This window comes from Burkholderia sola, assembly GCF_905400185.1.
Taxonomy (GTDB): domain Bacteria; phylum Pseudomonadota; class Gammaproteobacteria; order Burkholderiales; family Burkholderiaceae; genus Burkholderia; species Burkholderia sola.
The window spans coordinates 1,701,521-1,721,820 of record NZ_FR989676.1 but is presented as its reverse complement, the minus strand read 5'-3'; the positions used below and the strand labels follow the sequence as shown (position 1 = coordinate 1,721,820).

The 20,300-nt window shown below is 69.1% G+C and carries 19 protein-coding genes; 3 read left to right on the top strand and 16 right to left on the bottom strand.

The window, feature by feature from the left end; all coding sequences use genetic code 11:
- Positions 1 to 35 precede the first annotated feature (35 nt).
- From KR541_RS24270 to KR541_RS24205, 14 genes are all read right to left on the bottom strand, one after another.
- A complete protein-coding gene (locus KR541_RS24270) occupies positions 36 to 1,067 on the bottom strand; it encodes an EscU/YscU/HrcU family type III secretion system export apparatus switch protein (protein WP_124595235.1) in 1,032 nt (343 codons plus the stop codon).
- Between the two features lie 16 nt (positions 1,068 to 1,083).
- Positions 1,084 to 1,893, bottom strand: a complete 810-nt coding sequence (sctT, locus tag KR541_RS24265; RefSeq protein WP_069619387.1) for a type III secretion system export apparatus subunit SctT — start codon at positions 1,891 to 1,893, stop codon at positions 1,084 to 1,086.
- Positions 1,887 to 2,555 (bottom strand): hypothetical protein, encoded by a 669-nt coding sequence (locus tag KR541_RS24260; RefSeq protein WP_216089847.1) that lies wholly within the window; start codon positions 2,553 to 2,555, stop codon positions 1,887 to 1,889. The genes sctT and KR541_RS24260 overlap by 7 nt, the downstream gene beginning before the upstream one ends.
- Positions 2,548 to 3,924 carry a type III secretion system ATPase SctN gene (gene sctN / locus KR541_RS24255; protein ID WP_216089846.1) on the bottom strand — a complete coding sequence of 459 codons (1,377 nt, stop codon included), beginning with the start codon at positions 3,922 to 3,924 and terminating at the stop codon, positions 2,548 to 2,550. The genes KR541_RS24260 and sctN overlap by 8 nt, the downstream gene beginning before the upstream one ends.
- Positions 3,921 to 4,550, bottom strand: a complete 630-nt coding sequence (gene sctL / locus KR541_RS24250) for a type III secretion system stator protein SctL (RefSeq protein ID WP_050015029.1) — start codon at positions 4,548 to 4,550, stop codon at positions 3,921 to 3,923. Before sctL ends, sctN begins: the two co-directional genes overlap by 4 nt.
- A complete protein-coding gene (locus KR541_RS24245) occupies positions 4,532 to 5,272 on the bottom strand; it encodes a SctK family type III secretion system sorting platform protein (RefSeq protein WP_050015027.1) in 741 nt (246 codons plus the stop codon). The genes sctL and KR541_RS24245 overlap by 19 nt, the downstream gene beginning before the upstream one ends.
- Positions 5,269 to 6,153 carry a type III secretion system inner membrane ring lipoprotein SctJ gene (sctJ, locus tag KR541_RS24240; RefSeq protein WP_050015026.1) on the bottom strand — a complete coding sequence of 295 codons (885 nt, stop codon included), beginning with the start codon at positions 6,151 to 6,153 and terminating at the stop codon, positions 5,269 to 5,271. The genes KR541_RS24245 and sctJ overlap by 4 nt, the downstream gene beginning before the upstream one ends.
- Before the next feature lie 53 nt (positions 6,154 to 6,206).
- Complete coding sequence (locus tag KR541_RS24235) at positions 6,207 to 6,683, bottom strand: hypothetical protein (protein WP_089489769.1); 477 nt, start codon at positions 6,681 to 6,683, stop codon at positions 6,207 to 6,209.
- A gap of 124 nt (positions 6,684 to 6,807) precedes the next feature.
- A complete protein-coding gene (locus KR541_RS24230; protein WP_050015022.1) occupies positions 6,808 to 7,020 on the bottom strand; it encodes a hypothetical protein in 213 nt (70 codons plus the stop codon).
- Positions 7,021 to 7,158: 138 nt separating this feature from the next.
- Positions 7,159 to 8,517: a type III secretion system inner membrane ring subunit SctD gene (gene sctD / locus KR541_RS24225; protein WP_124595238.1), complete on the bottom strand. Its 1,359-nt coding sequence runs from the start codon at positions 8,515 to 8,517 to the stop codon at positions 7,159 to 7,161.
- On the bottom strand, positions 8,498 to 10,543 hold the full coding sequence (gene sctC, locus KR541_RS24220) for a type III secretion system outer membrane ring subunit SctC (RefSeq protein ID WP_050015018.1): 2,046 nt from the start codon (positions 10,541 to 10,543) through the stop codon (positions 8,498 to 8,500). Before sctC ends, sctD begins: the two co-directional genes overlap by 20 nt.
- Positions 10,543 to 10,821 (bottom strand): type III secretion system export apparatus subunit SctS, encoded by a 279-nt coding sequence (gene sctS / locus KR541_RS24215; protein WP_006480854.1) that lies wholly within the window; start codon positions 10,819 to 10,821, stop codon positions 10,543 to 10,545. Before sctS ends, sctC begins: the two co-directional genes overlap by 1 nt.
- Positions 10,818 to 13,034: a type III secretion system export apparatus subunit SctV gene (sctV, locus tag KR541_RS24210; protein WP_050015017.1), complete on the bottom strand. Its 2,217-nt coding sequence runs from the start codon at positions 13,032 to 13,034 to the stop codon at positions 10,818 to 10,820. The genes sctS and sctV overlap by 4 nt, the downstream gene beginning before the upstream one ends.
- A gap of 250 nt (positions 13,035 to 13,284) precedes the next feature.
- Positions 13,285 to 14,118, bottom strand: coding sequence for a helix-turn-helix transcriptional regulator (locus KR541_RS24205; protein ID WP_050015015.1), 834 nt, complete (start codon positions 14,116 to 14,118; stop codon positions 13,285 to 13,287).
- A 281-nt stretch (positions 14,119 to 14,399) separates the two neighbouring features.
- Between KR541_RS24205 and KR541_RS24200 the strand changes: the two genes are divergently transcribed.
- Positions 14,400 to 15,308, top strand: coding sequence for a helix-turn-helix transcriptional regulator (locus tag KR541_RS24200; RefSeq protein ID WP_050015089.1), 909 nt, complete (start codon positions 14,400 to 14,402; stop codon positions 15,306 to 15,308).
- 122 nt (positions 15,309 to 15,430) lie between these two features.
- Here KR541_RS24200 and KR541_RS24195 read toward each other — a convergent pair whose 3' ends face one another.
- Together KR541_RS24195 and KR541_RS24190 are read right to left on the bottom strand one after the other, a co-directional pair.
- Positions 15,431 to 17,077 carry an NRAMP family divalent metal transporter gene (locus KR541_RS24195; protein ID WP_050015013.1) on the bottom strand — a complete coding sequence of 549 codons (1,647 nt, stop codon included), beginning with the start codon at positions 17,075 to 17,077 and terminating at the stop codon, positions 15,431 to 15,433.
- Positions 17,078 to 17,199: 122 nt separating this feature from the next.
- Complete coding sequence (locus tag KR541_RS24190) at positions 17,200 to 17,337, bottom strand: hypothetical protein (protein ID WP_162838124.1); 138 nt, start codon at positions 17,335 to 17,337, stop codon at positions 17,200 to 17,202.
- 1,083 nt (positions 17,338 to 18,420) lie between these two features.
- On the opposite strand from KR541_RS24190, the gene KR541_RS24185 reads away from it, so the two are divergent.
- Together KR541_RS24185 and KR541_RS24180 are read left to right on the top strand one after the other, a co-directional pair.
- On the top strand, positions 18,421 to 18,690 hold the full coding sequence (locus KR541_RS24185; RefSeq protein ID WP_050015011.1) for a hypothetical protein: 270 nt from the start codon (positions 18,421 to 18,423) through the stop codon (positions 18,688 to 18,690).
- A 92-nt stretch (positions 18,691 to 18,782) separates the two neighbouring features.
- Positions 18,783 to 20,273 (top strand): carbohydrate porin, encoded by a 1,491-nt coding sequence (locus tag KR541_RS24180; RefSeq protein ID WP_050015010.1) that lies wholly within the window; start codon positions 18,783 to 18,785, stop codon positions 20,271 to 20,273.
- Positions 20,274 to 20,300: the final 27 nt, after the last annotated feature.

The following is a 20,300-nucleotide window of genomic DNA, read 5'->3' as shown; positions in this document are numbered from 1 at the left end:
GGGCATACCGGCATGACGCCCTCCGGAACGCCGCGTCACGCGGCGCCGGTCGCCCATTTCAGCAACTGCGCGACCTCGCGGAAGTGCTGCGGCTGGATCGTGCCGTTCTCGGGCGTCGTCTCGTACAGCGCCTGCGCGAGCCCGACGTTCGCGAGCGTCGGGCGCAGCGCGTCGCGGGCCAGCCGCACGATCCGCTCGGCCGCGTCGCCCTCGCCGCGCGCGAGCACCCACGGCAGCGAGCCCATCCCGCCGTAGTAGAGCGCGACCGCGACGCGCGGCGAATAGACGACCACCGACGCATAGCCGACCCGGTCCGGCAGCGATGCGAACTGCACTTCGCGCGCGAGCTGGCGGCGCTTCGCCTCGATGTGCGGATCGCCTTCGTCCTCCTTGTGCTCGCGCCGCACTTCGTCGATCGACATTTTCATTTTCTGGTTGAATTCGTGCCGCTGGTGCACGATGTCGATCAGCGCCATCACGATGTAGATCAGCGCGGCCCAGCCGAACAGCAGCATCAGCAGCTTCACGATCAGCGCGAGGATCGAGACCGGCCGCGTGAAGCCCGACTGCACGGACGGATCGAGCGACTCGACGATCAGCCAGCCGAGCGTCGCGACGAGCAGCGCCGTCTTCAGCAGCATCTTCGCGAGGTTGACCAGGTTGCGCAGCGACCACAGGTTCTTCATCCCCTCGGCCGGGTTGAGCCGCGACAACTGCGGCACGAGGCGGCTCCACGCCATCACGCCGCCCACCTGCACGAAGCCCGCAAGCAGCCCCGCCAGCAGCCCGGCCGCGACGATCTGCGCGGACTGCGTGGCCCAGTCGCGCGCGGCGCCGTCGATCAGCACCGCGAGCCGCGCGGACGGATCGGCGGCGCCGACCGCGTCGAACACGAGCCGGAACAGCGCCTGCAATCGCGCGAACATCGAACCGATGCCCACCGCGAGCGCCACGCACACGCCGACGAAGAACGCCGACGACACCGTTTCCGCGCTCTTCGGTACGTCGCCCTTCTCGCGCGCCTCGCGCAGGCGCTTCGCGGTCGGTTTCTGGTCCTTTTCGGCCATGTCGGCTCCCGCGCGCTCAGCCGCCGCCGTGCGCGGCGAACAGCGCGCGCAGCAGCGCCATCAGCCCGCTGTCGGGGCTCAGCAGCGAATGCAGCGACGCGTACACCACCGGCAGGAACAGGACCATCATCAGCAGCGCGAGCGCGCTCTTCAGCGGCTGCGAGAACACGAAGATGTTGAGCTGCGGCACCGCGCGCCCGACCAGGCCGATGCCGAGTTCGACGAGCACCAGCACGATCGTGACCGGCGCGGCGAGCTTCACCATCCATTCGAAGATCGTATCGGTCTGCCGCACGATGAAGGTTTGCAGCATCGACGAGAAATCGGGGCCGAGCGAGCCGATCGGCCACCATGCGTACGACTGCGCGAACAGTTGCACGAGCACCTGCAAGCCGCCCGCCGTGACGAACAGCGCGATCGCGACGAAATTCAGGAATCCGGACGTCGGGCCGCCCTCGTGCCCGCCCATCGGATCGAAGAACGCGGCGCTGCCGCTGCCGGTCTGGAAGTCGATCAGGTAGCCGACGCCCTGGATCGCGAACAGCACCGCGCTGAACGCGCCCGCGAGCAGCATGCCGACCACCGCCTCCTTCGCGACGAGCAGGCACCACATCAGGAACGGCAGCGCGGCGACCTGCGCGGCGTCGATCGTCGGCGCGACGAACGCGGCGATCACGACCGCGATCCCGTTGCGCACGAGGCCCGTGATGATCTGCTCGTTGAACACCGGCACGACGAACATGATCGGCAGCAGGCGCGGCATCACGTAGAGCAGCGGCCGCAGCATGCCGGCGACGTCGTTGAAACCCGCGGCCTGGTCTAGCATCGGCGCTCCGCGACGGCGGGCGGGGCGGAGTCGTCGGGCGAGGCGGACGGGCCGGTTTTAGCCGTGATGTCGGCACCGGTTTCCACTTCGGTCATTGCCGCATCGAACGCGGCGGCGGCCTCCGGCGGCGTGGACGCATGACCGGCCGCGTCGCCCGCGCCGGCCACCCAGGTGCCGCCCGTCGCGAAGCGCCGCACCGCGTAGCCGTCCGCGACCTCGTCGGCGTCGCGCTCGACCCGCGCGGCGCGCGCGTGCAGCGCCTTCTCGCCGGCCTTGTCCAGCTTGTCCTCGGCGGCCTTCGCCTTGCGCGCGGCGCGCTGCAGGTCGGCGAGCGTCGCCTCGTGGCCGCGATGCACGTGCGCGGCCTCGCTCACCGACGCGTTCGCGGTGCCGATATGCCGGTCGAACGTGCGCGTATCGGCCGCCGCGTCCTGCAATGCGCGCGCTTCGCGCACGTCGTCGGCGAGCCGTGTCTGAATCGCGGCCTTCGCGGCGACCTGCTGCGCGAGCTGCGCCTGCGCGGCCGCCAGCGCGCGCCGGCTCTGCGCGGCGATGCCCTGCTGGCGCGCGGCCGCGATGCGCGCGATCTGGCTGCGCATCTCGCGCACGCGCTTCAGGCGGGCGAGCGTCGCGAGCACGAGACGGTCGTCGGCTTCAGACATGATCGTTCGCCAGCTTCGTCAGTTTCGCGAGCAGCGCGTCGAAGCGCACGTCCTCGTCCGACGCCTGCGCGCAGAACGCGCCGATCGCGTCGCGCGCACGCAGCGCGAGATCGCCGAGCCGGTCGCTGCCTTCGCGATACTCGCCGATCTGCACGAGCAGCTCGATTTCCTGGTACTTCGCGATCAGCTCGCGTACGCGCGCGGCCGCATGCTGGTGCGCGCGGCGCGCGACGAGCGGCATCACGCGCGACAGGCTCGCGAGCACGTCGATCGCCGGATAGCGGTTCGCGAGCGCGATCTTGCGCGACAGCACGATATGGCCGTCGAGAATCGAGCGCACTTCCTCGGCGATCGGGTCGGATTCCTCATCGCCTTCGACGAGCACCGTGTACAGCGCGGTGATCGATCCGCGCGCGCCCTGCCCCGCGCGTTCGAGCAGGCGCGGCAGCACCGCGAACGTCGACGGCGGAAAGCTGCGCCGCGTTGGCGGCTCGCCGCTCGCGAGGCCGACCTCGCGCTGCGCGCGGGCGAAGCGCGTCAGCGAATCGACCAGCAGCAGCACGCGCTTGCCCGCATCGCGAAAGTGCTCGGCGATCGCGGTCGCGACCAGCGCGGATTTCACGCGCTCCATCGCGGGGCGGTCCGACGTCGACACGACGACGATCGAACGCGCGCGCACCTCCGGCGACAGGCTGTGCTCGATGAATTCGCGCACCTCGCGACCGCGTTCGCCGACCAGCGCGATCACGTTCACGTCGGCCTGCGCGCCGCGCGCGATCATCCCGAGCAGTGTGCTCTTGCCGACGCCCGACGGCGCGAAGATGCCGACGCGCTGCCCGACGCCGAGCGTCATCAGGCCGTCGATCACGCGCACGCCGGTCGGAAACGGCGTGTCGATCAGCTTGCGCGCAAGCGGATTCGGCGGGTCCTGCTGCGTCGATACCCACGCGGCGCCCGTCACCGGCCCGCGATCGTCGAGCGGCCGGCCGAGCCCGTCGAGCACGCGGCCGAACAGCCCTTCGCCCACCGGGAACACATGCTCGCGCCCAGACGGCACGACGGTCGTCTCCGGCGACAGCCCGGCCACGTCGCCGAGCGGCGTGAGCAGCGTCGTCTGCCGCGAGAAGCCGACCACCTCCGCAAGCAGCGTCGGCTGGTTCGGCGTGCGCAGCTCGCAGATCTCGCCGAGCCGCGCGCGGATGCCCGTCGCGTTCAATATCTGCCCGACCGCATGGTTGACGCGGCCCTGCACCGACACCGGCGAAAAAAACGCGAGCCCCGCGTCGAGTTCGCCGACGAGGCGGCCGCGATCGAACGGCGCGCCGTCGTCGTCGCCGAACGACGGCGGATCGTCGAGCGGCGCGTTCATCGCGCGGCCCCCTTCAGCGCGTCGCGGCGAATCGCCTGGCGCAACGCGTCGATCTGCAGGTCGAGGCTCGCGTCGATGCGCCCGGACGGCGTCTCGACCGTGCACGCGTGGCGTTCGAGTCGAGCGTCCTCGACGATGCGGATCTTCTGCCGGTTCGACTGCCCGGCGAATGCGCCGTCGAGCGCATCGCGCATCTCGTCGGTGCGGCCGGGCGCGATACGCACGATCAGGAACGCCTCGTCGCGCACGAGCGGCGCGATCCGCGTGAGCGCGGCCTCGTACAGCTTCTGCGTGCTCATCTCGCCGACGATCGCGCGCACGGCTTTCACGACGATATCGGCCATCGCGTCCTTCATCGTCTCCATCGTGCGCGTGGCGGCGAGCGCCTGCGTGTACGCCTGCGCGGCCTGCTCGCGCTGCGCGCGGCGCATGCCTTCGTCGTAGCCGGCCGCCTGGCGCTTGTCGAATTCGCGCTGCGCGTCGGCGACGATGCGTGCCGCCTCTTCATGCGCGGTCGCGATCACCGCGGACGCGTCGAGCAGCGCCGCGTATTCGCGCTCCTTGAGCACCTTGCGCTCGGACAGCAGCTGCAGGTTGTCGCTCGTGATCAGAAAAGCCAGTCCCATGACGCAAGCCTCTCGGGAATCAGAAACAGGAACATCAGTTCGCCGAACTGATCGCGCTGCGCGCGGTTCAGCCAGTACGGCGCCTCGTCGTCGATCGCACGGTTGAATTTCAGGCGCACGCGCCGCGCGACCGCATCGCCGGCCACGCCGATGAAATCCGCGAGCAGCCGGCCGCCGCGCGCGCGGATCACGACCGGCAGCGCGGCGGGATCGGCGCGCCACGGTTCGAGCGTTTCCGCGAGCGCGCCGAATTCCGGCGCGCGTTCGAGCGCCAGCTCGAGCGCATCGCCGCCGAGCCGCGCCGCGACTTCCGCGCGGATGCGGCGCCCGGCCAGCGCGTCGCGCAGCCACGCGCGGTGCAGCAGCAGCCCCGCATACGCGGCCAGTTGCTCGAGCGCCGCGCCCGGCAGCAGCGCGAGCCGCGCGCACGGGTTCGCGACGTCGAAGTCGTGCCGGTCGGCCACGCCGTTCGCGTCGAGCAAATGCCGCGCGAGCAGCTTGCGGCCGGCCGCGCCGAACGCGTCCGGCGAACGGTAGCGCGCGGGCCAGTCGGCCGGCACGCGGGTCACGTGCAGATAGCGGTCGGGCCGCAGGTTGAAATCGCAGACGAGCGCATGGAACGCGGCAGCGCGCGCGGCCGGCGGCGGCGCAAGCGGGTGCAGCCATGGCAGCCGCGTCGCGTCAGACGCGTCGCCCGGCGGCAGCGCGTGCGAATCGCTCATGCGCCGTCGCGCGCGCCGTCCGGCGTGCGCAGCCCGCCGCCTGCCTGCTGCGGGGCCGCGCCGCCGCCGTTCGCGCCGCGCGGTGCGCCGAGCAGCCCCGCGAGCCGCGCGCCGAACATCCCGCGCCGCGCGGCCGACAGCGCGATCACCGCGCAGGTCAGCAGGATCAGCGCGAACACGAGCCAGCCGAGCGGCGAGCGCAGCCGCAGGATGTCCGACACCGCGCTGCCGATTCCGTCCACGCGCGTCGCGCGCGCGGCGGCCGGCTGCAGGAACAGCGACACGTTGTCGTACTGCAGCCCTTCGATGCTGTGCGCGACGAGATCCTTGACCATCGGCGCCATCGCGCGCAAGTCGACGCCCGGCCGATAGCGGATGTACACCGCGGCCGACGACGGCTTGATCTTGTCCGCGAGCGGATCGTTCTCCGGAATCACGACCTGCACGCGCGCGACGACCACGCCCTCGATGTCCTGCAGCGTGCGCGACAGGTCCTGCGACACGCCGTACAGGTAGCGCACGCGCTCCTCGGCCGGCGTCGACACGAGGCCCTGCTTCTGGAACAGCTCGCCCAGGCTCGCATAGCTCGGCTTCGGCAGCCCGTTCGCGTGCAGCACCGTGAGCGCAGACTGCATGTCGCCGTCCGCGACGCTCACGAGCCACGCGTTGCGGTCCGACGTGTCGCGCGCGTCGTTGTCCTTCGACGCGCTGATGCCCGCGTCGCCGAGCACCGCGATCATCTGGTTCGCGTCGCGCTCCGACAGGCCCGAGTACAGCTCCTTCTGGCACCCGGCCAACAGCACGAGCAGCCCCGCGAGCAGCGCGCGCGCCGCCCGGCTGCGCCACGCATGCATGCGCGGCGTCGAATCGATCGTCGTCATCGTTTTTCCGCGTCAGGGCGCATGAGGCCGTATCCTCCGGCCCGCACGCGCTTTCACTCCTGCGTCTTCAGCACCGTATGCGTGAAGCCGTTCGCCGCCTGCGCAACCGACAGGCTCAACTGGTATTCCGAAATCGTGGTGGTTGCGGTCCACTGGAAATCCATCGCCTTCACCATCGTCATCAGCGGGTCGCTGCGGCTGTCCGCCATCGACGTCAGCATCTCGTTGCGATGCTTGTCGATGTTCGCGTACCGCGAATCGAGATCGTTGCCGTACGTGCGCAACCGCTCGACGAGCGACGACTGGTTCGCCTGTGCGGGCGTCATCTGCACGGCCGGCGCCGCATCCGCCGGCGCGCGCGCCATCGCGACGCCCGACGAAGACGGCGGGGCGGCCGCCGACGCGCCCGGCTGCATCAGCGCATCGAACTGGCGCACCTGCGCCGGATCGGACGCCGTGCCCGTTTGCTGCGCGGCACTCGCGAGCGCCGCCGCGCCCGGCGGCGCCGCGCCTACGCCTGTTACCGACATGATCGTGTCCTCCTTGACCGGCAGAGCCGGGAACGGGCCGGCCGGCACGCATCGACGCCACACCGGGCGCCCGTCACGGGCGGCCCCGGCATGCGACGTCGCGCGGCGCGGCCGGCGACCGGCGTCACGCGCGGCCGGCGGAACTCAGGTGTTGCGCAACCTGGGCGTTCGCCGTCCCTTCCTGCGCGGTCACTGCGTTGCTGGTTTCGAACGTCGCAGTCGATTGCTGAACCTGGAAGTTGATCTTGGTCAGTTCGAGCTGCGTCTTGGTCAGGTCGTCGGCCTGCTTCTGCACGTCGCCCGTGTTCGTCACACCACCTGTTGCCGAGGTACCCATGCTTCGCTCCTTTACGTGAACCACACACCACCTTCCGGCGGCGGCCCCATGCCCCGCCGGCGACGTGACGCGCCGCATGCGCGGCGTGTCGCGTAATGCGCGCATCGCGAAACGCGCTGCGCTGATCCTGTCGCGACGCTAGTGCGTCGCGCCTTTCGATGCGCCGGCCGCCGCGACGGCTGGCGTCGCCGGCGCATCGGGCAACAGCGTCGGTCCCGGCACCGGCTGCGCGACGCCTGCCGCCGCCCCGCTCGCGAGCGGCGCCACGGGCGGCGCCGGCGCCTGCTCGGGCGCATGCGCCGACGGGCCGCCGAGCGGCATCGTGATGCGCTGGCCGTTGCGCTCGAACACCACTTCGTCCGGGCCGATCGACACGACGGTCGCCCCCTCCTTCAGCCGCGCGCCTTCGAAATAGCGGCTGCCGTCGACCGTCTCGATGTAGCGCTGGTCGCCGTCGCCCGCGAACACGGTCGTGATCTCCGGAATGCCCGCCGTGCCGCCGAGCGTCGTCGCCGTGCGCGGCGCGGCCGCATCGGCGTCGCGCACGTGATCGACCACCTCGAGCGCCGGCCGGGCATCCTTCATGTAGTTGCGGATGCGCGGCTCGATCTGCGCGCGCGCGGCCGTGCCCGTCAGCTCGATCCGGCCGCGCCCGAGATACGTGACCGTCAGCGCCGTATCGCTGAAATAGGTCTGCGCGGTCGCGACCAGATCGCTGACCACGTAGATGTTGCCGAGCGCCGCGTTGTCGACGCCCGCGACGATCTGCGCGACGCGCTCGCGCGCGGCCGGGTCGCTCACGTAACCCGACACGATCACGCCGTCGTCGCGCGGCGCGACCGCCAGCTCCGGATACGCGTGCAGCAGCTGCTGCAGCCGGTGCGTGCGCGCGAGCACCGATTCGTGCTGCCACGGCAGGCGCCCCGACCATGCGACGAAGCCGTAGCCGAGTGCGCCGAGCAGCACGCCGACCCACAGCGCGACCAGCGCGATCACGAGCCGCCGGCTGCCCAGCCGCCGCAGCCCGCCGGTGAGCCAGCCGAGCCATGCGGCCTCGCGCGCGGTGTCCGGCGTATCGGTTTCGTCGGGCAACGCGACGCTCGCCTGCGCATGCCGTGCGATGCCGAGCCGGATCGAGCCGACCGTCACGACGTCGTTCGGCGTCAGCGAGCGGCGGCCGCTGCCGAGCGGCTCGTCGTTGAACAGCACCGGCGCACCGGTGTCGCCGCCGTGGTTCTGCACGGTCACCGCGAGCGCGCCGACCTGCAGGCATACCTGTTTCGCGCCGATCTCGCGATCGGGCAAGATCACTTCGCAATCGGCCGCCGTGCCGACCCAGTTCGCGCCGCGTGCGAGCGACATCGTGCGGCCGTACATCGGCCCGCTCAGGAAGCACAGGTTCCACGGCGACGCGAGCGCGGCCGAACCGGCCCCCGCGCTTCCCGCGCCGCCGGGCAACGCGCCGTCGCCGTGCGGATCAATGATGCTCGTCGACATGCGTGACCACTCCTGCGGTCGTCGCCGCCGGCTGCGACGCCGCGCCCGCAGGCGGCGGCGGCAACGCGGGCGGACCGAACTTCGTGCCGGGCAGCGGCTTCGGTGTCAGCGGCACCGCGACGTCGTTGTCCGGCGGCCGATACATCGACAGCCCTTCAGGGTTCGCCGGACCGTCGACGCCCGGGTTCACGGGCGAGCCGTCCGGCGCATACATCGACGCATTCGTCACGACGCGCGGCGTCAGCAGGTAGAACCGCTCCATGTGGTTGCCCGACTTGTCGGTGTACTTGAACAGGTTGCCGATCAGCGGAATGTCGGACAGCCAGGGCACGCCGCTCTTGTTCAGCCGCACCTCGTCGTCGTTGAAACCGGCAATCAGCAGGCTCTTGCCTTCGTCGATCATCGTCTTGGTGACGATGTTGCGCTGCTGGATCACCGGCACGTTCGACACGGCCTGCCCCGGCACGATGTTGCCGTCCTGGATGTCGATCGACATCATCACGCTCTGCGAGTTGCCGGACACGGCGGCCGCGTTGCGGATCGCCTCGTCGACGATCATCGGCGTCACCTTGATGCTGGTGCCGGTCGTCACGCTGTACAGCGACGAATCCTGATAGCCCGGCACCTGCACGTAGAACTGCGTGAGGTTCTCGAGGATCGCCTCGGTGTTGTCGAGCGCGAGCACCTTCGGCTTCGATCGCAGTTGCGCCTGGCCTTTCTGCGCGAGCGCGTTCACGCGCGTGAGCAGGTAGTTGCGCAGCGACCCGCCGATCGATGCGGTCAGCGCGATGCCGGTCGGCATGAACGCGCCCGTCTGCCCGGTTTCCGACGTGCCGATGCCGAACGTCAGCGGCGGGTTGCCGGCGCCGTTGTACTGCGTGTTGCCGTTCAGCGCGTTCTGGCCGTTGCCGATCTGTACGTCGCCGTGCGTCGTGTGCAGGCGCCAGTCGATCCCGAGGCTGTCGAGCGAATCCTCGTTGATGTCGATGATCGTCACGTTGATCTCGACGATGCGCGGCCGCTCGTCGAGCTGGCCGATCAGCGACTGGTAGCGGTACATGTTCTCCGGCAGGTCGCGCACGATCACCGCGTTGATCGCGGGATCGGCGACGATCTGCGGCAGCGTGTCGCCGCCGCCGTTGTTCGAGAACGGCGAGAACCCGCCGCCCATGCTGCCGTCCGCACCGCCGTAGCCGCCCTGCCGCGGGCCGCCGGAGATGTCGGGGAAGTCGAGGCGCGGCACCGCAATCGTCAGCCCCGAGCCGAGCTTCACCTGGCGCGCGGCCTGCCCGAGCGGCGTGCTCGACGGCGCCGCGACCGTGTCGCCGGTCTTGCCGAACAGCCGGCGCAGGATCGTCGCGACGCCCGGCACCGTCACTTCCTTGCCCGAGCGATTGATCGTGAAATCCGACGCCCAGCCGTATTTCAGACGGAACGCGCGGATGTCCGCATGCGCGCCGTTCGCCGACGGATCGCCGACCGAGCCGATCGCCTGCCGCACGAGCTCGACGTAGCGGCGCGGGCCGGCCACGTACACGCTGTTCGCGCGATCGTTGATCACCAGCGTGTAGCGCTTGTCCGGAATCTGCATCGCCTGCAGCGCGCGGCCGATTTCGCCGGACGCGTTCGGCGGGATCGGGATCATCTGCGTTTGCGACTGGTCGGCCGGATCGACGTACAGGAACGAGCCGTCGTAGTACCACGTGAGCCCGTAGGTCGAGCAGATCGTGTCGAGCGTCTGCTGCGGCGTGCCGGAAAAGCGGCCGCTGATCACGCCGTCGACCTTCGGGTCGACCACCGCCGTCACGCCCTGGGACGACGCGAGCTCGCGGATGAAGTCGCCGATCTTCTTGCCGTTCGCGACGATCGTGAACGGCTTGTTGCGCCAGCGCAGGTCCGCGGCGCGCGCATGCTGCGCGGGCGCCATGCACAGCGACGCCGTGAGCAGCGCGGTCGCACACACGGCAAGCGCGGCCCGTTGCAGGCTGCGCGGTTGAAACCGGATCGAGGCGACGCGTCGACGCATCAAAGGACTCCTGTGGAAGAAACGAACATGCGTTCCAGCGCCTGCTGTGCGAAGCGCAGCACTTCGCCGCCGAGCCAGCCCGACAGCAGCACGAGCGCGACCATCACGGCGATCAGCCGCACCGCGATGCCGATGTTGGCGTCCTGCACCTGCGTGACGGCCTGCAGGATCGCGACGACGAGGCCGGTGACGGTCGCGATCAGCACGATCGGCAGCGACAACAGCAGCACGAGCATCAGCGCCTGGCGCGTCAGGTCGAGGATCGTCGAGCTCGTCATTGCATGGCTCCCGGCGCGCGCACGTCGGCGCCCGCGCCGACCGTGCCGTCGTCCGGCGGGTTCTTCACCCAGCCGACCGTATGCAACTGCACGTCCTCCTCGACTTCCTGGTACGACAACACCGCGAGCTCGGGCAGCACCGGCTGCAGAATCGTCTTCACGTAGCGGCGCGCGCCGAGCGCGACCATCACCGCGAGCCGAGCGGCGCCCGGCGCATTGCCGTGGCCACCGTGGCCGCCGGGGCCGGCCGCCTGCGCGGCCTGCACGATCGCGCGCACCTGTTCGCCGATGTCCTGCTTGACCGCGCTCGACAGCGCGAGGAAATTGCCCTGCTTCGTGCGCATCACCGCGCTTTCGATCCGCTCCTGCAGGTTCTGCTCGAACAGCACGACCCGCAGCTGGCGCGCCGTGCCCGCGTGACGGTCGGTGATCATCCGGCGCAGATCGACGCGCACGAGTTCGACCAGCGCGATCACGTCGTCGGGCTCGTTCGGCGCCCACGTGATCAGACTCTCGAAGATCACGCGCAAGTTGCGGATCGGCACCTGTTCGGCGAGCAGCCGACGCAGCACTTCGGTCACGCGCTGCAGCGGCACGAGCCGCGTCAGTTCGCCGACGAGCTCGGGGTGATCGCGGCGCACCAGATGCACGAGCGCCTGCGTCTCCTGGATGCCGAGCAGCTCGTCCGCATGCTGGCGCACGATCTGCTCGACGTGCGCGGCCAGCGCGCTTTCGCTCGACAGCCACTTACCGTCCGGCGCCGTGCCGTCCGGCTTGATCCACAGCGCGGTCGCGAACGGACCGAACGCCTCGGCCGGCTGGCGCTCCGCGCGCTCGGGCAGCGGCGCGACGCCGTCCCACAGCAGCCAGCCCGGCTTCAGCGCGCCGTGCGCGGCGAGCACGTCCTGCAGGTAGATCCGGTACGTGCCGGCCGGCGCGCCCTCGTCGTCGTTCAGCGTGATGCGCGGAAACACCGTGCCGATGTCCGCGTCGACGCGCGCCTTCGCGCTCGACAGCGCCGCCTGCAATTGCGCGAGGTTCAGGCCCGTGCGTAGCTCGTCGGACAGCGACACCGCGATCAGCGACGTGACGCCCGCCGCGTGCGACACCTTCGCGGGCTGGCCGTCGTCGGCCGCGCCGACGCGCCCCGCGACATGAATCAGGTTGAAGCTCGGCGCCGACGTCTTGCGCTTGAGTTGCGAGAACGCGAACGCACCGAGGCCGAGCGCGATCAGCGCGAACGACCATTTCGGAAAACCGGGCACGACGAGAAAACCGGTCAGCACGAACGCCGCGATCAGCAGCGCGCGCGGGTGCGCACCCAGTTGCTCGCCGAGCTGTTCGCCGAGCTGGCGCTGCCGCGCATCGCGCGTCGCCACGCGCGTCGTCACGATGCCGGCCGCGATCGACACCAGCAGCGACGGAATCTGCGACGCCATCCCGTCGCCGACCGTCAGGATCGCGTAACGTTGCAGCGCCTCGCCGATGTCCATCCCGTGCATCAGCGTGCCGACCGCGATGCCGGCCACGATGTTGATGAACGCGATCACGAGGCCCGCGATCGCGTCGCCCTTCACGAACTTCATCGCGCCGTCCATCGCGCCGTGCATCTGCGATTCCTGCTCGAGCTTCTCGCGGCGCTCGCGCGCTTCGTCGGCGCTGATGATGCCCGCGCGCAGGTCCGCGTCGATGCTCATCTGCTTGCCCGGCATCGCGTCGAGCGAGAAGCGCGCGCCGACTTCGGCCACCCGCTCCGACCCTTTCGCGATCACGATGAACTGCACGACCGCGATCACGAGGAACACCACACCGCCCACCACCACGTTGTTGCCGACCACCAGCCGCCCGAACGCGTCGATCACGTGGCCGGCGTTCGCATGCAGCAGGATCAGCTTGCACGACGCGATGTTCAGCGCGAGCCGGAACAGCGTCGTAAACAACAGCAACGCGGGGAACGACGAGAAGCTGACCGCCGACGGCACGTAGGTCGACACCGTCAGCAGCACGACGCTCGCCGCGAGATTCAGCGAGATCATCCCGTCGAGCGCGGTCTGCGGCAGCGGCAGGATGAACAGCGCGACGACCGCGACGATGAAGGTCGCGAGAAACAGGTCGGCGCGCGGCGATGCGCCCCCGAGGCGCCGTCCGGACACGCCGCGGCCGGCGGAAAACAACCGCTGCCAGTCGCGGGGGAGCGCCTTCGGTTCAGCCATCGTGCCGTCGTCCTGTCGTTATCGCCGGCTGGCACGGGCAAGCCTTCCCCGTGCTGCGCGGACCGTTGAATGGGACGAGTGTAGCGACGGGAACCGCAAGAAAAAGAAGCGCGCCTCGTAGCGTGAAAGCGCGTTTTCGTCAGACGATCGAATCGGACTACGAAACCCGGCGGCCGGTTCGGGCACGCGTCGCCGGAACCGCTTCCATCGCGCGCCGGGGCCGCCGGCGCGCGTGCCCGAAGACGTCAGATCAGGACGGCAGCCGCCGCGCGGCGAGGTACGCGAGCTGCGCGCGATTCTGTACGTTGAACTGCTTTTCCAGCGAGCGGATATGGTGTCCGACCTTGTGCAGCGACGTACGCAGCGCGCTCGCGATCTCCTGGTCGGACAACCCGTGCACGAGCCGGTCGAGCACCTGCTGCTGCTCGTCGCCGAGCGCGAAGCCGCGCATGCGCGCGACACGCGCCTCGAGGAACGGCAGCGCGACGCGGTGCACGGCAAGACTGACCGACAGCGCGCCGCCGATCACGCGATCGTCGATCCATTCGGTACCGTGCGTTTCCGACGTCAGGTTCACCGCGACGCGCAGGTCGAGGCGCGGCGCCGACAGACTGAAGATCACGCCGCTATTCATTGCATGCGCACGCAAGTGGCCGGCGAGCGCCAGCACCTTGCGATCGCCGCTGCCCTGCGCGGCCGCCTCGATCTCGTCGAGCCGCCACGCGACCGGGAAGCCGCTCTGCCGCACCTGCGCGAAGCGCGGGTCGCTTTCGTACAGCATCCCTTCGATGAACGGCTGCATGAACGTCGCCGGCGCGAGATCGCGCAGCAGATGCGCGCGCAGGATGCGGCGCCCGATCATTTCGTACGCGCCGTAACCGAGCGTACTGAATCCGATTTGCCGCAATCGCGCATGGCATTGCGCGAAATCGAATGACGCAAGGTCGGTTTTACCGGGCGCTATTTGAATACCGGTAAAAACGTCACGCTCGATGGTGTGATATTCGTTCGAATAAGCGGCAGCGGCCGCGATATCGGCTTGTGAGAACCACTCGACGCGTGGTGCGCCGTCAGCATATGTCATGAGGAGCCCGCCCTTTCCCAATATGTGAAACTGCGCCCCGTCACGATCTGGTCTTTTCTTTATGATTTTCTGGTCGTCGTTATATGCACGCGAACATGAAACTTTCGCCGCGATTAGTATTACGGCATATTACCCACACACCGGCATTTTTGTACAATGCCCCCGCGTTTCGTCAGGGATGACGACGGCGCAATCACAACGATGCTCGGTCGCACCGCCGCGAATACCGTACACGATACGGCCGCCGCCAGGCGATGCGCGTCGATTCCGAGGGATGGCTCATGTCCGATATTGCATTGCATGAAGAAGCGGTCGCCCCAACCAGCTTGCCGCGCTCGTCGCGCGTGTCGAACGCCGGCGCGGACGCGCTGCGCGAGCGCGCCGTGCAGGTCGTCTGGTGCGACGACGTGAAGCGCGGCGACGACGCGCAGCCGCACGCGCCGAAGCTCGGCGTCGCCGATACGCTCGCGCTCGCGCAGAGCACGGCCGAGCGCAACCGGATCGTCACGAGCCTGCTGCACCTGACCGGCTTCTCGACGTTCGCGTATTTCGCCCTCGAATTCACGCGCGAGCGCGTCGAAAGTCTCTACCTGCACGAAGCGTTCACGCCGGCCACCTATCGCGGCGACTACGTGCGGCACAGCCATCACGACGTCGATCCGCGCACGCTCGGCGCGCGCGTGTGCAACATGCCGATCGTGTGGGATCTGCAGCAATTGCGCCGCGCGCACCGCGAGCGCGACGACGCGCCGTCCGTGAGCCCGGCCGCGCTCGACGGCTTCCTGCAGACGATGCAGGACGACGGGATGTGCAGCGGCATCATGTATTCGATGGCCGTGCCCGGCACGCGGCTGCACGCGTTCATGAGCTTCACCGCGCCGCGCCGCACGCGCGAATGGATCACGCCGGCGACGATCGAGCAGGCGCTGTCGATCGGGCTGTCGGTCCACAAGTTCGCGTCGCCGCAACTGATCTCGACGTCGCGCGAGCGTGCGGTCAACGGGCTCACGCCGTTCGAGCAGGAGTTGCTGCTCGGCATCGCCGAAGGCGCGTCCGACAAGGAGATCGGCCGGCGCCTCGACACCAGCGCGCACAACGTCGACTATCACCTGCGCAAGCTGCGCAAGCGCTTCGGCGTCGCGAACCGGATCCAGCTCACGTATCTGACGTCGAAGCTCGAGCTGATCTGACACGCGGCGACGGCTCAACGCCGTTGCGCGTCATCGCCCGCGTAAACGCACATGCCGGCCTCGCGGGCCGGCATGGACGGGCGGCGCCGGGTCTGGCGCCGCTTCCTGGCAGACGATCGCCGTTACTTCAGCAGCGTCATCTGCACGACCTTCACGATCACGAGGCCGACCGCGATCACCAGATAGCCGCGCAGCACGGCCATCCAGATCCGCGTCGCGAGCGTCATGTTCTGCGGCGCCAGCGTGTCGAGCGGCGGCATGCGCCACGTGTCACGCAGCGAGCGATCGACGGCCGGCTCGACGACGCGCTTGTTGCGGCGAATCAGTACCGTCGCGAGATAGCCGGCGATCGCGAGCACGGTGCCGCCCACCAGCACGTCGACGATCGCTTCGCCGCTGATGTCCGGATACATCACCGACGCGGTCAGGATGATCGACAGCAGCACCAGCACCCAGATCACCGCGCCCGTGAACACGTTGAGCTTCGTCGAATTGACCCAGGGGCCGAGCACCTGGCGGTCGTTGCACAGCACCAGCAGAAACACCGTCGCGCTCGGCAGCAGCACGCCGGCGAGCGTCTGCACGGCTTCGGTCAGCAGGCCGAGCGGGCTGCCCGGGATCAGCACGAGCGTGGCCGCGGCCGCGACGATGCCGAAATACACGAGATAAAAGCCCTTCGCGTCGGTCACGCCGCGGTGCAGCGAGTGGCGGATCTTGAACACGTCGCCGATCGCGTAGGCGGTCGACAGCGACACGGCCGCCGCGCCGATGATGCACGCGTCGAGCAATGCGACCGCGAACAGCGTCGCGCTCGTGCGGCCCGCATACCGCTCCAGGCCGGCGATGACGCCGCCCGCGTCGGTGAAGTTGCCGGCTTCCGGATGGCCGCCGAACAACGCCGAGCTGAAGCCGATCATCGCGACCGCGCCGACCAGCACGAACGCGATGCCGATCCACAAGTCGGCCTTTTCATATTTCATGAAGCGCGGCGTGATGCGCTTGTCGATCACGTAGCTCTGCTGGAAAAACAATTGCCACGGCGCGACCGTCGTGCCGACGATACCGATCACGAGCAGCATCACGTCCGACAGCTTCGCGTGCGCGGGCCAGTTCGGCACGAAGAAATCGCGCGTCATCTGCGCGACCGGCGGGTGGATCGACACGAGCACCGGCACGAGCAGCAGGCTCAGCACGCACAGCCCGATCGCGAACCGCTCGAAACGCCGGAAGTCGCCGGTACTGACGGCCGCCATCGTCAAGGCCGCGGCCACGCACACGCCGGCCACCTTCGGCAATCCGAAGAAATCCAGCACGAACGTGATGCCGATGAACTCGGTGACGATGGTCAGCGCGTTGAGCAGAAACAGGTCGATCACGCTGAACGCACCCCAGAACTTGCCGAAGCGTTCGAAGATCAGCCGTGCATGGCCGACGCCCGTAACGGCGCCGAGGCGCAGCACCATTTCCTGGTTCACGTACAGCACGGGCACGAGCAGCAGCAGTGTCCACAGCAGCGTCGTGCCGTAGTTCTGGCCGGCCTGCGTATAGGTGCCGAATGCGCCGGCGTCGTTGTCGCCGACCATCACGATCAGGCCCGGGCCGATGATCGCGAGCAGCGTGCGCAGGCGCGCCCACCACGTGCCGCGCGCACCGGTGTCGTGGTGCGAGATCGTGCCGAGCGCACCGCGGATGTCGCCCAGATGGGCTTCGTCGAGCACGGCGCTGCGCTCGACCGCGATCGGTGGGGAGACGTTGGAGGGCGTGGACATGATGTATTCCGTACGGCTAAGGGTTATGCGATTCGATGAGCGTGTGACCTTGGCATGCGCGCGGGACGGCCGCTCGAAGGCGGGCGCGCGTGCGCATGCCGAGGCGCGCTCGACGCTTCTTTTCAGTGGATCAACGCTTTCAGCTGGTTCAGCAGGCGGGAGAACACCCGCGGACGGGCGTCGAGCGTCAGCATCGCGTCGTAGTGGTGGCGCGATTCCGTGACGTGCGGAAGGTTCGACAGCAGAAGGCCGAAGTTCATGGTCTGGCTCCGTGCGGCGACGGCATCGTGCCGGCCGCGTCGTGGGCGCGGGGCCAGTCCGGTGCCTGAACGACGTGTCAGGCTAGGCGGCCGGCGTGTCCCCGCGACCCGGGTTCAAAAGGGTCTGCGTATGCAACGGGCATAAGGGACAACTGTCACTGTCGTTCACGGCGGCTCCTGTGCGGTGTTCCGGAGAACACGGTTGACCGCCGTCCGGCGGGCGGGCCGGCGTTCGCGCGCCCGGAGAACGGATGCGCGAACGCGGCCGCCTGCCTGGCGGCGGTGAAACCGGGCAACGCATGCGAGAACGCATCACGCTAACCGGCGCGAATCAGGGTGCACGTAGGGAGTGGCTGCGGAATACTGCTGCGCGCACCGTTTGCCCGGGAGACAAACGGCGGCGTCGATGAGGCGCGGACGTCGGTCGCTCAGGCGGAAATGTCGTTCGAAGATCGACTACTGCAGGCGTCCAAGGCGGCGGCCCCAAGAGTGAAGATGGCGGATTCTATGGACCGCCCGAAAGTGAAGTCAACCCCTTGAAACCCCATTTTTCGAAATAAATTCCCCGCCTGACGCGACTGAAAGATTTGCCCTTGAAATAACGTTCCGAAACCTTTCAGCGCCGTCATCACGCGGCCGGGCGCCGATGCGTGCGAGCAACGGCCGCGGCACCCTACTGTGCATCCTTTTGACGATCGCCCGGCGGCCAAGTGCCCGCCCCGCCCCGCGGCGACGCGCACGCGACACAGCGCATCTTTCGTGCGTTTTCTGCTTGCGCCGCAGCAAAAGTCGCGACTACAATCCGCCCCAATTCATCAAGGGAGTCCCTCCGTGGACACATGCTCTAGTTGCAGTTCGATGCCGGTCCAGGCCGGCCAAGCCATCGCGAGATAGCAGCCAGACACATGTCTTTCGCCGCTAGCTCGCATTCGTCGGGTTAGCGCGCCTCCTCCCGGGCCGGCCATCGCCGGTTCGTCAGTCGCACGCTCCGTTATGTTCCATCCTCCGATCGCAGGGTCGCGTCACGCACCCGCGCTCGATCACGTCGTCCGGCGTTCGCCGGACGGAAACGGAGGCAGCGTCATGTTCTTTCAATCGTTCGCGGTCAGGCTCAAGCGCGTCGTGCACGTCGCGTGCGACCGCTCGTTCGTTTCCGGCCTTTCGCCGCTCACCCATGTGTTGAGCAACTGGCGCGGCTTCGCGCTCGCCCATGTGCCGGCGGCGCCCCGCCTGCTCGATTGCGTGCTGATCGCCGCGACGGCGGCCGCGGTCGCGCTCGCCGCGCTGCTTTGCTCGGTCGCGCCACGCGTCGGCTTCGCGCAGGTATGGCGCGTCGGCGGCTGGCTGCCGTAATCCCTCTGCGTCCGTGCGGGCCGTCTCGCCATGCGTCCCGCATCCCGTTCCCGTTTCTTCAGCCTAACGAATCAAATTGCCAACGGAACCAAATGAAGAACACTCTCGCACCCGTCCCGCGCAAGCGTCGCGTCGATGCGCTCGCCGCGCTGCTGCTGTCGTTCGCCGCCGCACCCGCATTCGCGCAAGCGACGTCTCCCGCCGCAACCGAACCGGCGGCCGGCGCGCGCGATGCGGCCGCCCCCGCGCAACAACAGGCCGCCGATGCTGCCGCGCCCGCTCCCACCGGCTTGTGGGAGCGCTCGAACCTGCTCGGCAACATCGGCGGCCTGCGCGACGTGCTCGACCAGCACGGCGTCACGCTGAGCCTGCAGGAAACCAGCGAGTACCTGTACAACACGTCCGGCGGCACGGGTCGCGGCGGCGCGTACCAGGGGCTCACGCAATTCGGCTTCAACGTCGACACCGGCAAGGCGATCGGCCTGCCGGGCGGCACGTTCAACGTGTCGGGGCTGCAGATCCACGGCACCAACCTCTCGCAGCGCTACCTGCAGACGTTGCAGACCGCGACCGGCATCGAAGCCAATTCGACCACGCGCCTGTGGGAGCTCTGGTATCAGCAGTCGCTGCTCGACGGCAAGGTCGACGTGAAAGTCGGCCAGCAGAGCGTCGACCAGGAATTCATGGTGAGCGAGAACGCGGCGACGTTCATGAACGCGACGTTCGGCTGGCCCGTGCTGCCGTCCACCGACCTGCCGTCCGGCGGCCCCGCGTATCCGCTGTCGGCGCTTGGCGCGCGTCTGCGCGTGAAGCCGGCCGACGCGTGGACCGCGATGGTCGGCGTGTTCGACGGCAACCCGGCCGGCCGCAGCGACGGCGACGCGCAGGTGCTGAACGCGCACGGCGCCAACTTCAACCTGCGCAGCGGCGCATTCGTGATCGGCGAAGTGCAGTATGCGCTGAACGCGCCGGCCGCCGATCCGAAGGCGCCGCCGCCGGCCGGCCTGCCCGGCACGTACAAACTCGGCGCCTGGTATCAGTCGCAGCACGCGAACGATCCACGCTACGGCACCGACGGGTTGTCGCTCGCCGATCCGGCGAGCAACGGTACGCCCGCCACGCATCGCGGCAACTACGGCTTCTATGCGGTCGCGGACCAGATGGTGTGGCGGCCGTCGGCCGACAGCCCGCGCTCGGTCGGCGTGTTCGCGCGCGTGATGGGCTCGCCGGGCGATCGCAATATCGTCGATTTCGCGGCCAATGCGGGCGTGACGCTGAAGGCGCCGTTCGTCGGACGCGACAACGACGTCGCCGGCATCGCGATCGGCTACGCGAAGATCGGCTCGCATGCGCGCGGCCTCGACGGCGACACCGGCGCGTACACGACGCCCGGCTATCCGGTGCGCCGCGCGGAGACGGTCATCGAGGCGACGTACCAGTATCAGGTCGCGCCGTGGTGGCAAGTGCAGGCCGACCTGCAGCACTTCTTCCGTCCGGGCGGCGGCATCCCGAACCCGAATGCGGCCGGCGCGCGCATCGGCGACGAGACGGTGGTCGGCGTGCGCACGACGATCACGTTCTGATGCCCGCCGCATCGAGGCACGGGCCGG

Excerpts from the sequence above, each read along its gene's own strand:
- KR541_RS24270 (WP_124595235.1), bottom strand. The coding sequence starts at position 1,067 with ATGGCCGAAAAGGACCAGAAACCGACCGCGAAGCGCCTGCGCGAGGCG.
- sctT (WP_069619387.1), bottom strand. The coding sequence starts at position 1,893 with ATGCTAGACCAGGCCGCGGGTTTCAACGACGTCGCCGGCATGCTGCGG.
- KR541_RS24260 (WP_216089847.1), bottom strand. The coding sequence starts at position 2,555 with ATGTCTGAAGCCGACGACCGTCTCGTGCTCGCGACGCTCGCCCGCCTG.
- sctN (WP_216089846.1), bottom strand. The coding sequence starts at position 3,924 with ATGAACGCGCCGCTCGACGATCCGCCGTCGTTCGGCGACGACGACGGC.
- sctL (WP_050015029.1), bottom strand. The coding sequence starts at position 4,550 with ATGGGACTGGCTTTTCTGATCACGAGCGACAACCTGCAGCTGCTGTCC.
- KR541_RS24245 (WP_050015027.1), bottom strand. The coding sequence starts at position 5,272 with ATGAGCGATTCGCACGCGCTGCCGCCGGGCGACGCGTCTGACGCGACG.
- sctJ (WP_050015026.1), bottom strand. The coding sequence starts at position 6,153 with ATGACGACGATCGATTCGACGCCGCGCATGCATGCGTGGCGCAGCCGG.
- KR541_RS24235 (WP_089489769.1), bottom strand. The coding sequence starts at position 6,683 with ATGTCGGTAACAGGCGTAGGCGCGGCGCCGCCGGGCGCGGCGGCGCTC.
- KR541_RS24230 (WP_050015022.1), bottom strand. The coding sequence starts at position 7,020 with ATGGGTACCTCGGCAACAGGTGGTGTGACGAACACGGGCGACGTGCAG.
- sctD (WP_124595238.1), bottom strand. The coding sequence starts at position 8,517 with ATGTCGACGAGCATCATTGATCCGCACGGCGACGGCGCGTTGCCCGGC.
- sctC (WP_050015018.1), bottom strand. The coding sequence starts at position 10,543 with ATGCGTCGACGCGTCGCCTCGATCCGGTTTCAACCGCGCAGCCTGCAA.
- sctS (WP_006480854.1), bottom strand. The coding sequence starts at position 10,821 with ATGACGAGCTCGACGATCCTCGACCTGACGCGCCAGGCGCTGATGCTC.
- sctV (WP_050015017.1), bottom strand. The coding sequence starts at position 13,034 with ATGGCTGAACCGAAGGCGCTCCCCCGCGACTGGCAGCGGTTGTTTTCC.
- KR541_RS24205 (WP_050015015.1), bottom strand. The coding sequence starts at position 14,118 with ATGACATATGCTGACGGCGCACCACGCGTCGAGTGGTTCTCACAAGCC.
- KR541_RS24200 (WP_050015089.1), top strand. The coding sequence starts at position 14,400 with ATGTCCGATATTGCATTGCATGAAGAAGCGGTCGCCCCAACCAGCTTG.
- KR541_RS24195 (WP_050015013.1), bottom strand. The coding sequence starts at position 17,077 with ATGTCCACGCCCTCCAACGTCTCCCCACCGATCGCGGTCGAGCGCAGC.
- KR541_RS24190 (WP_162838124.1), bottom strand. The coding sequence starts at position 17,337 with ATGAACTTCGGCCTTCTGCTGTCGAACCTTCCGCACGTCACGGAATCG.
- KR541_RS24185 (WP_050015011.1), top strand. The coding sequence starts at position 18,421 with ATGTTCTTTCAATCGTTCGCGGTCAGGCTCAAGCGCGTCGTGCACGTC.
- KR541_RS24180 (WP_050015010.1), top strand. The coding sequence starts at position 18,783 with ATGAAGAACACTCTCGCACCCGTCCCGCGCAAGCGTCGCGTCGATGCG.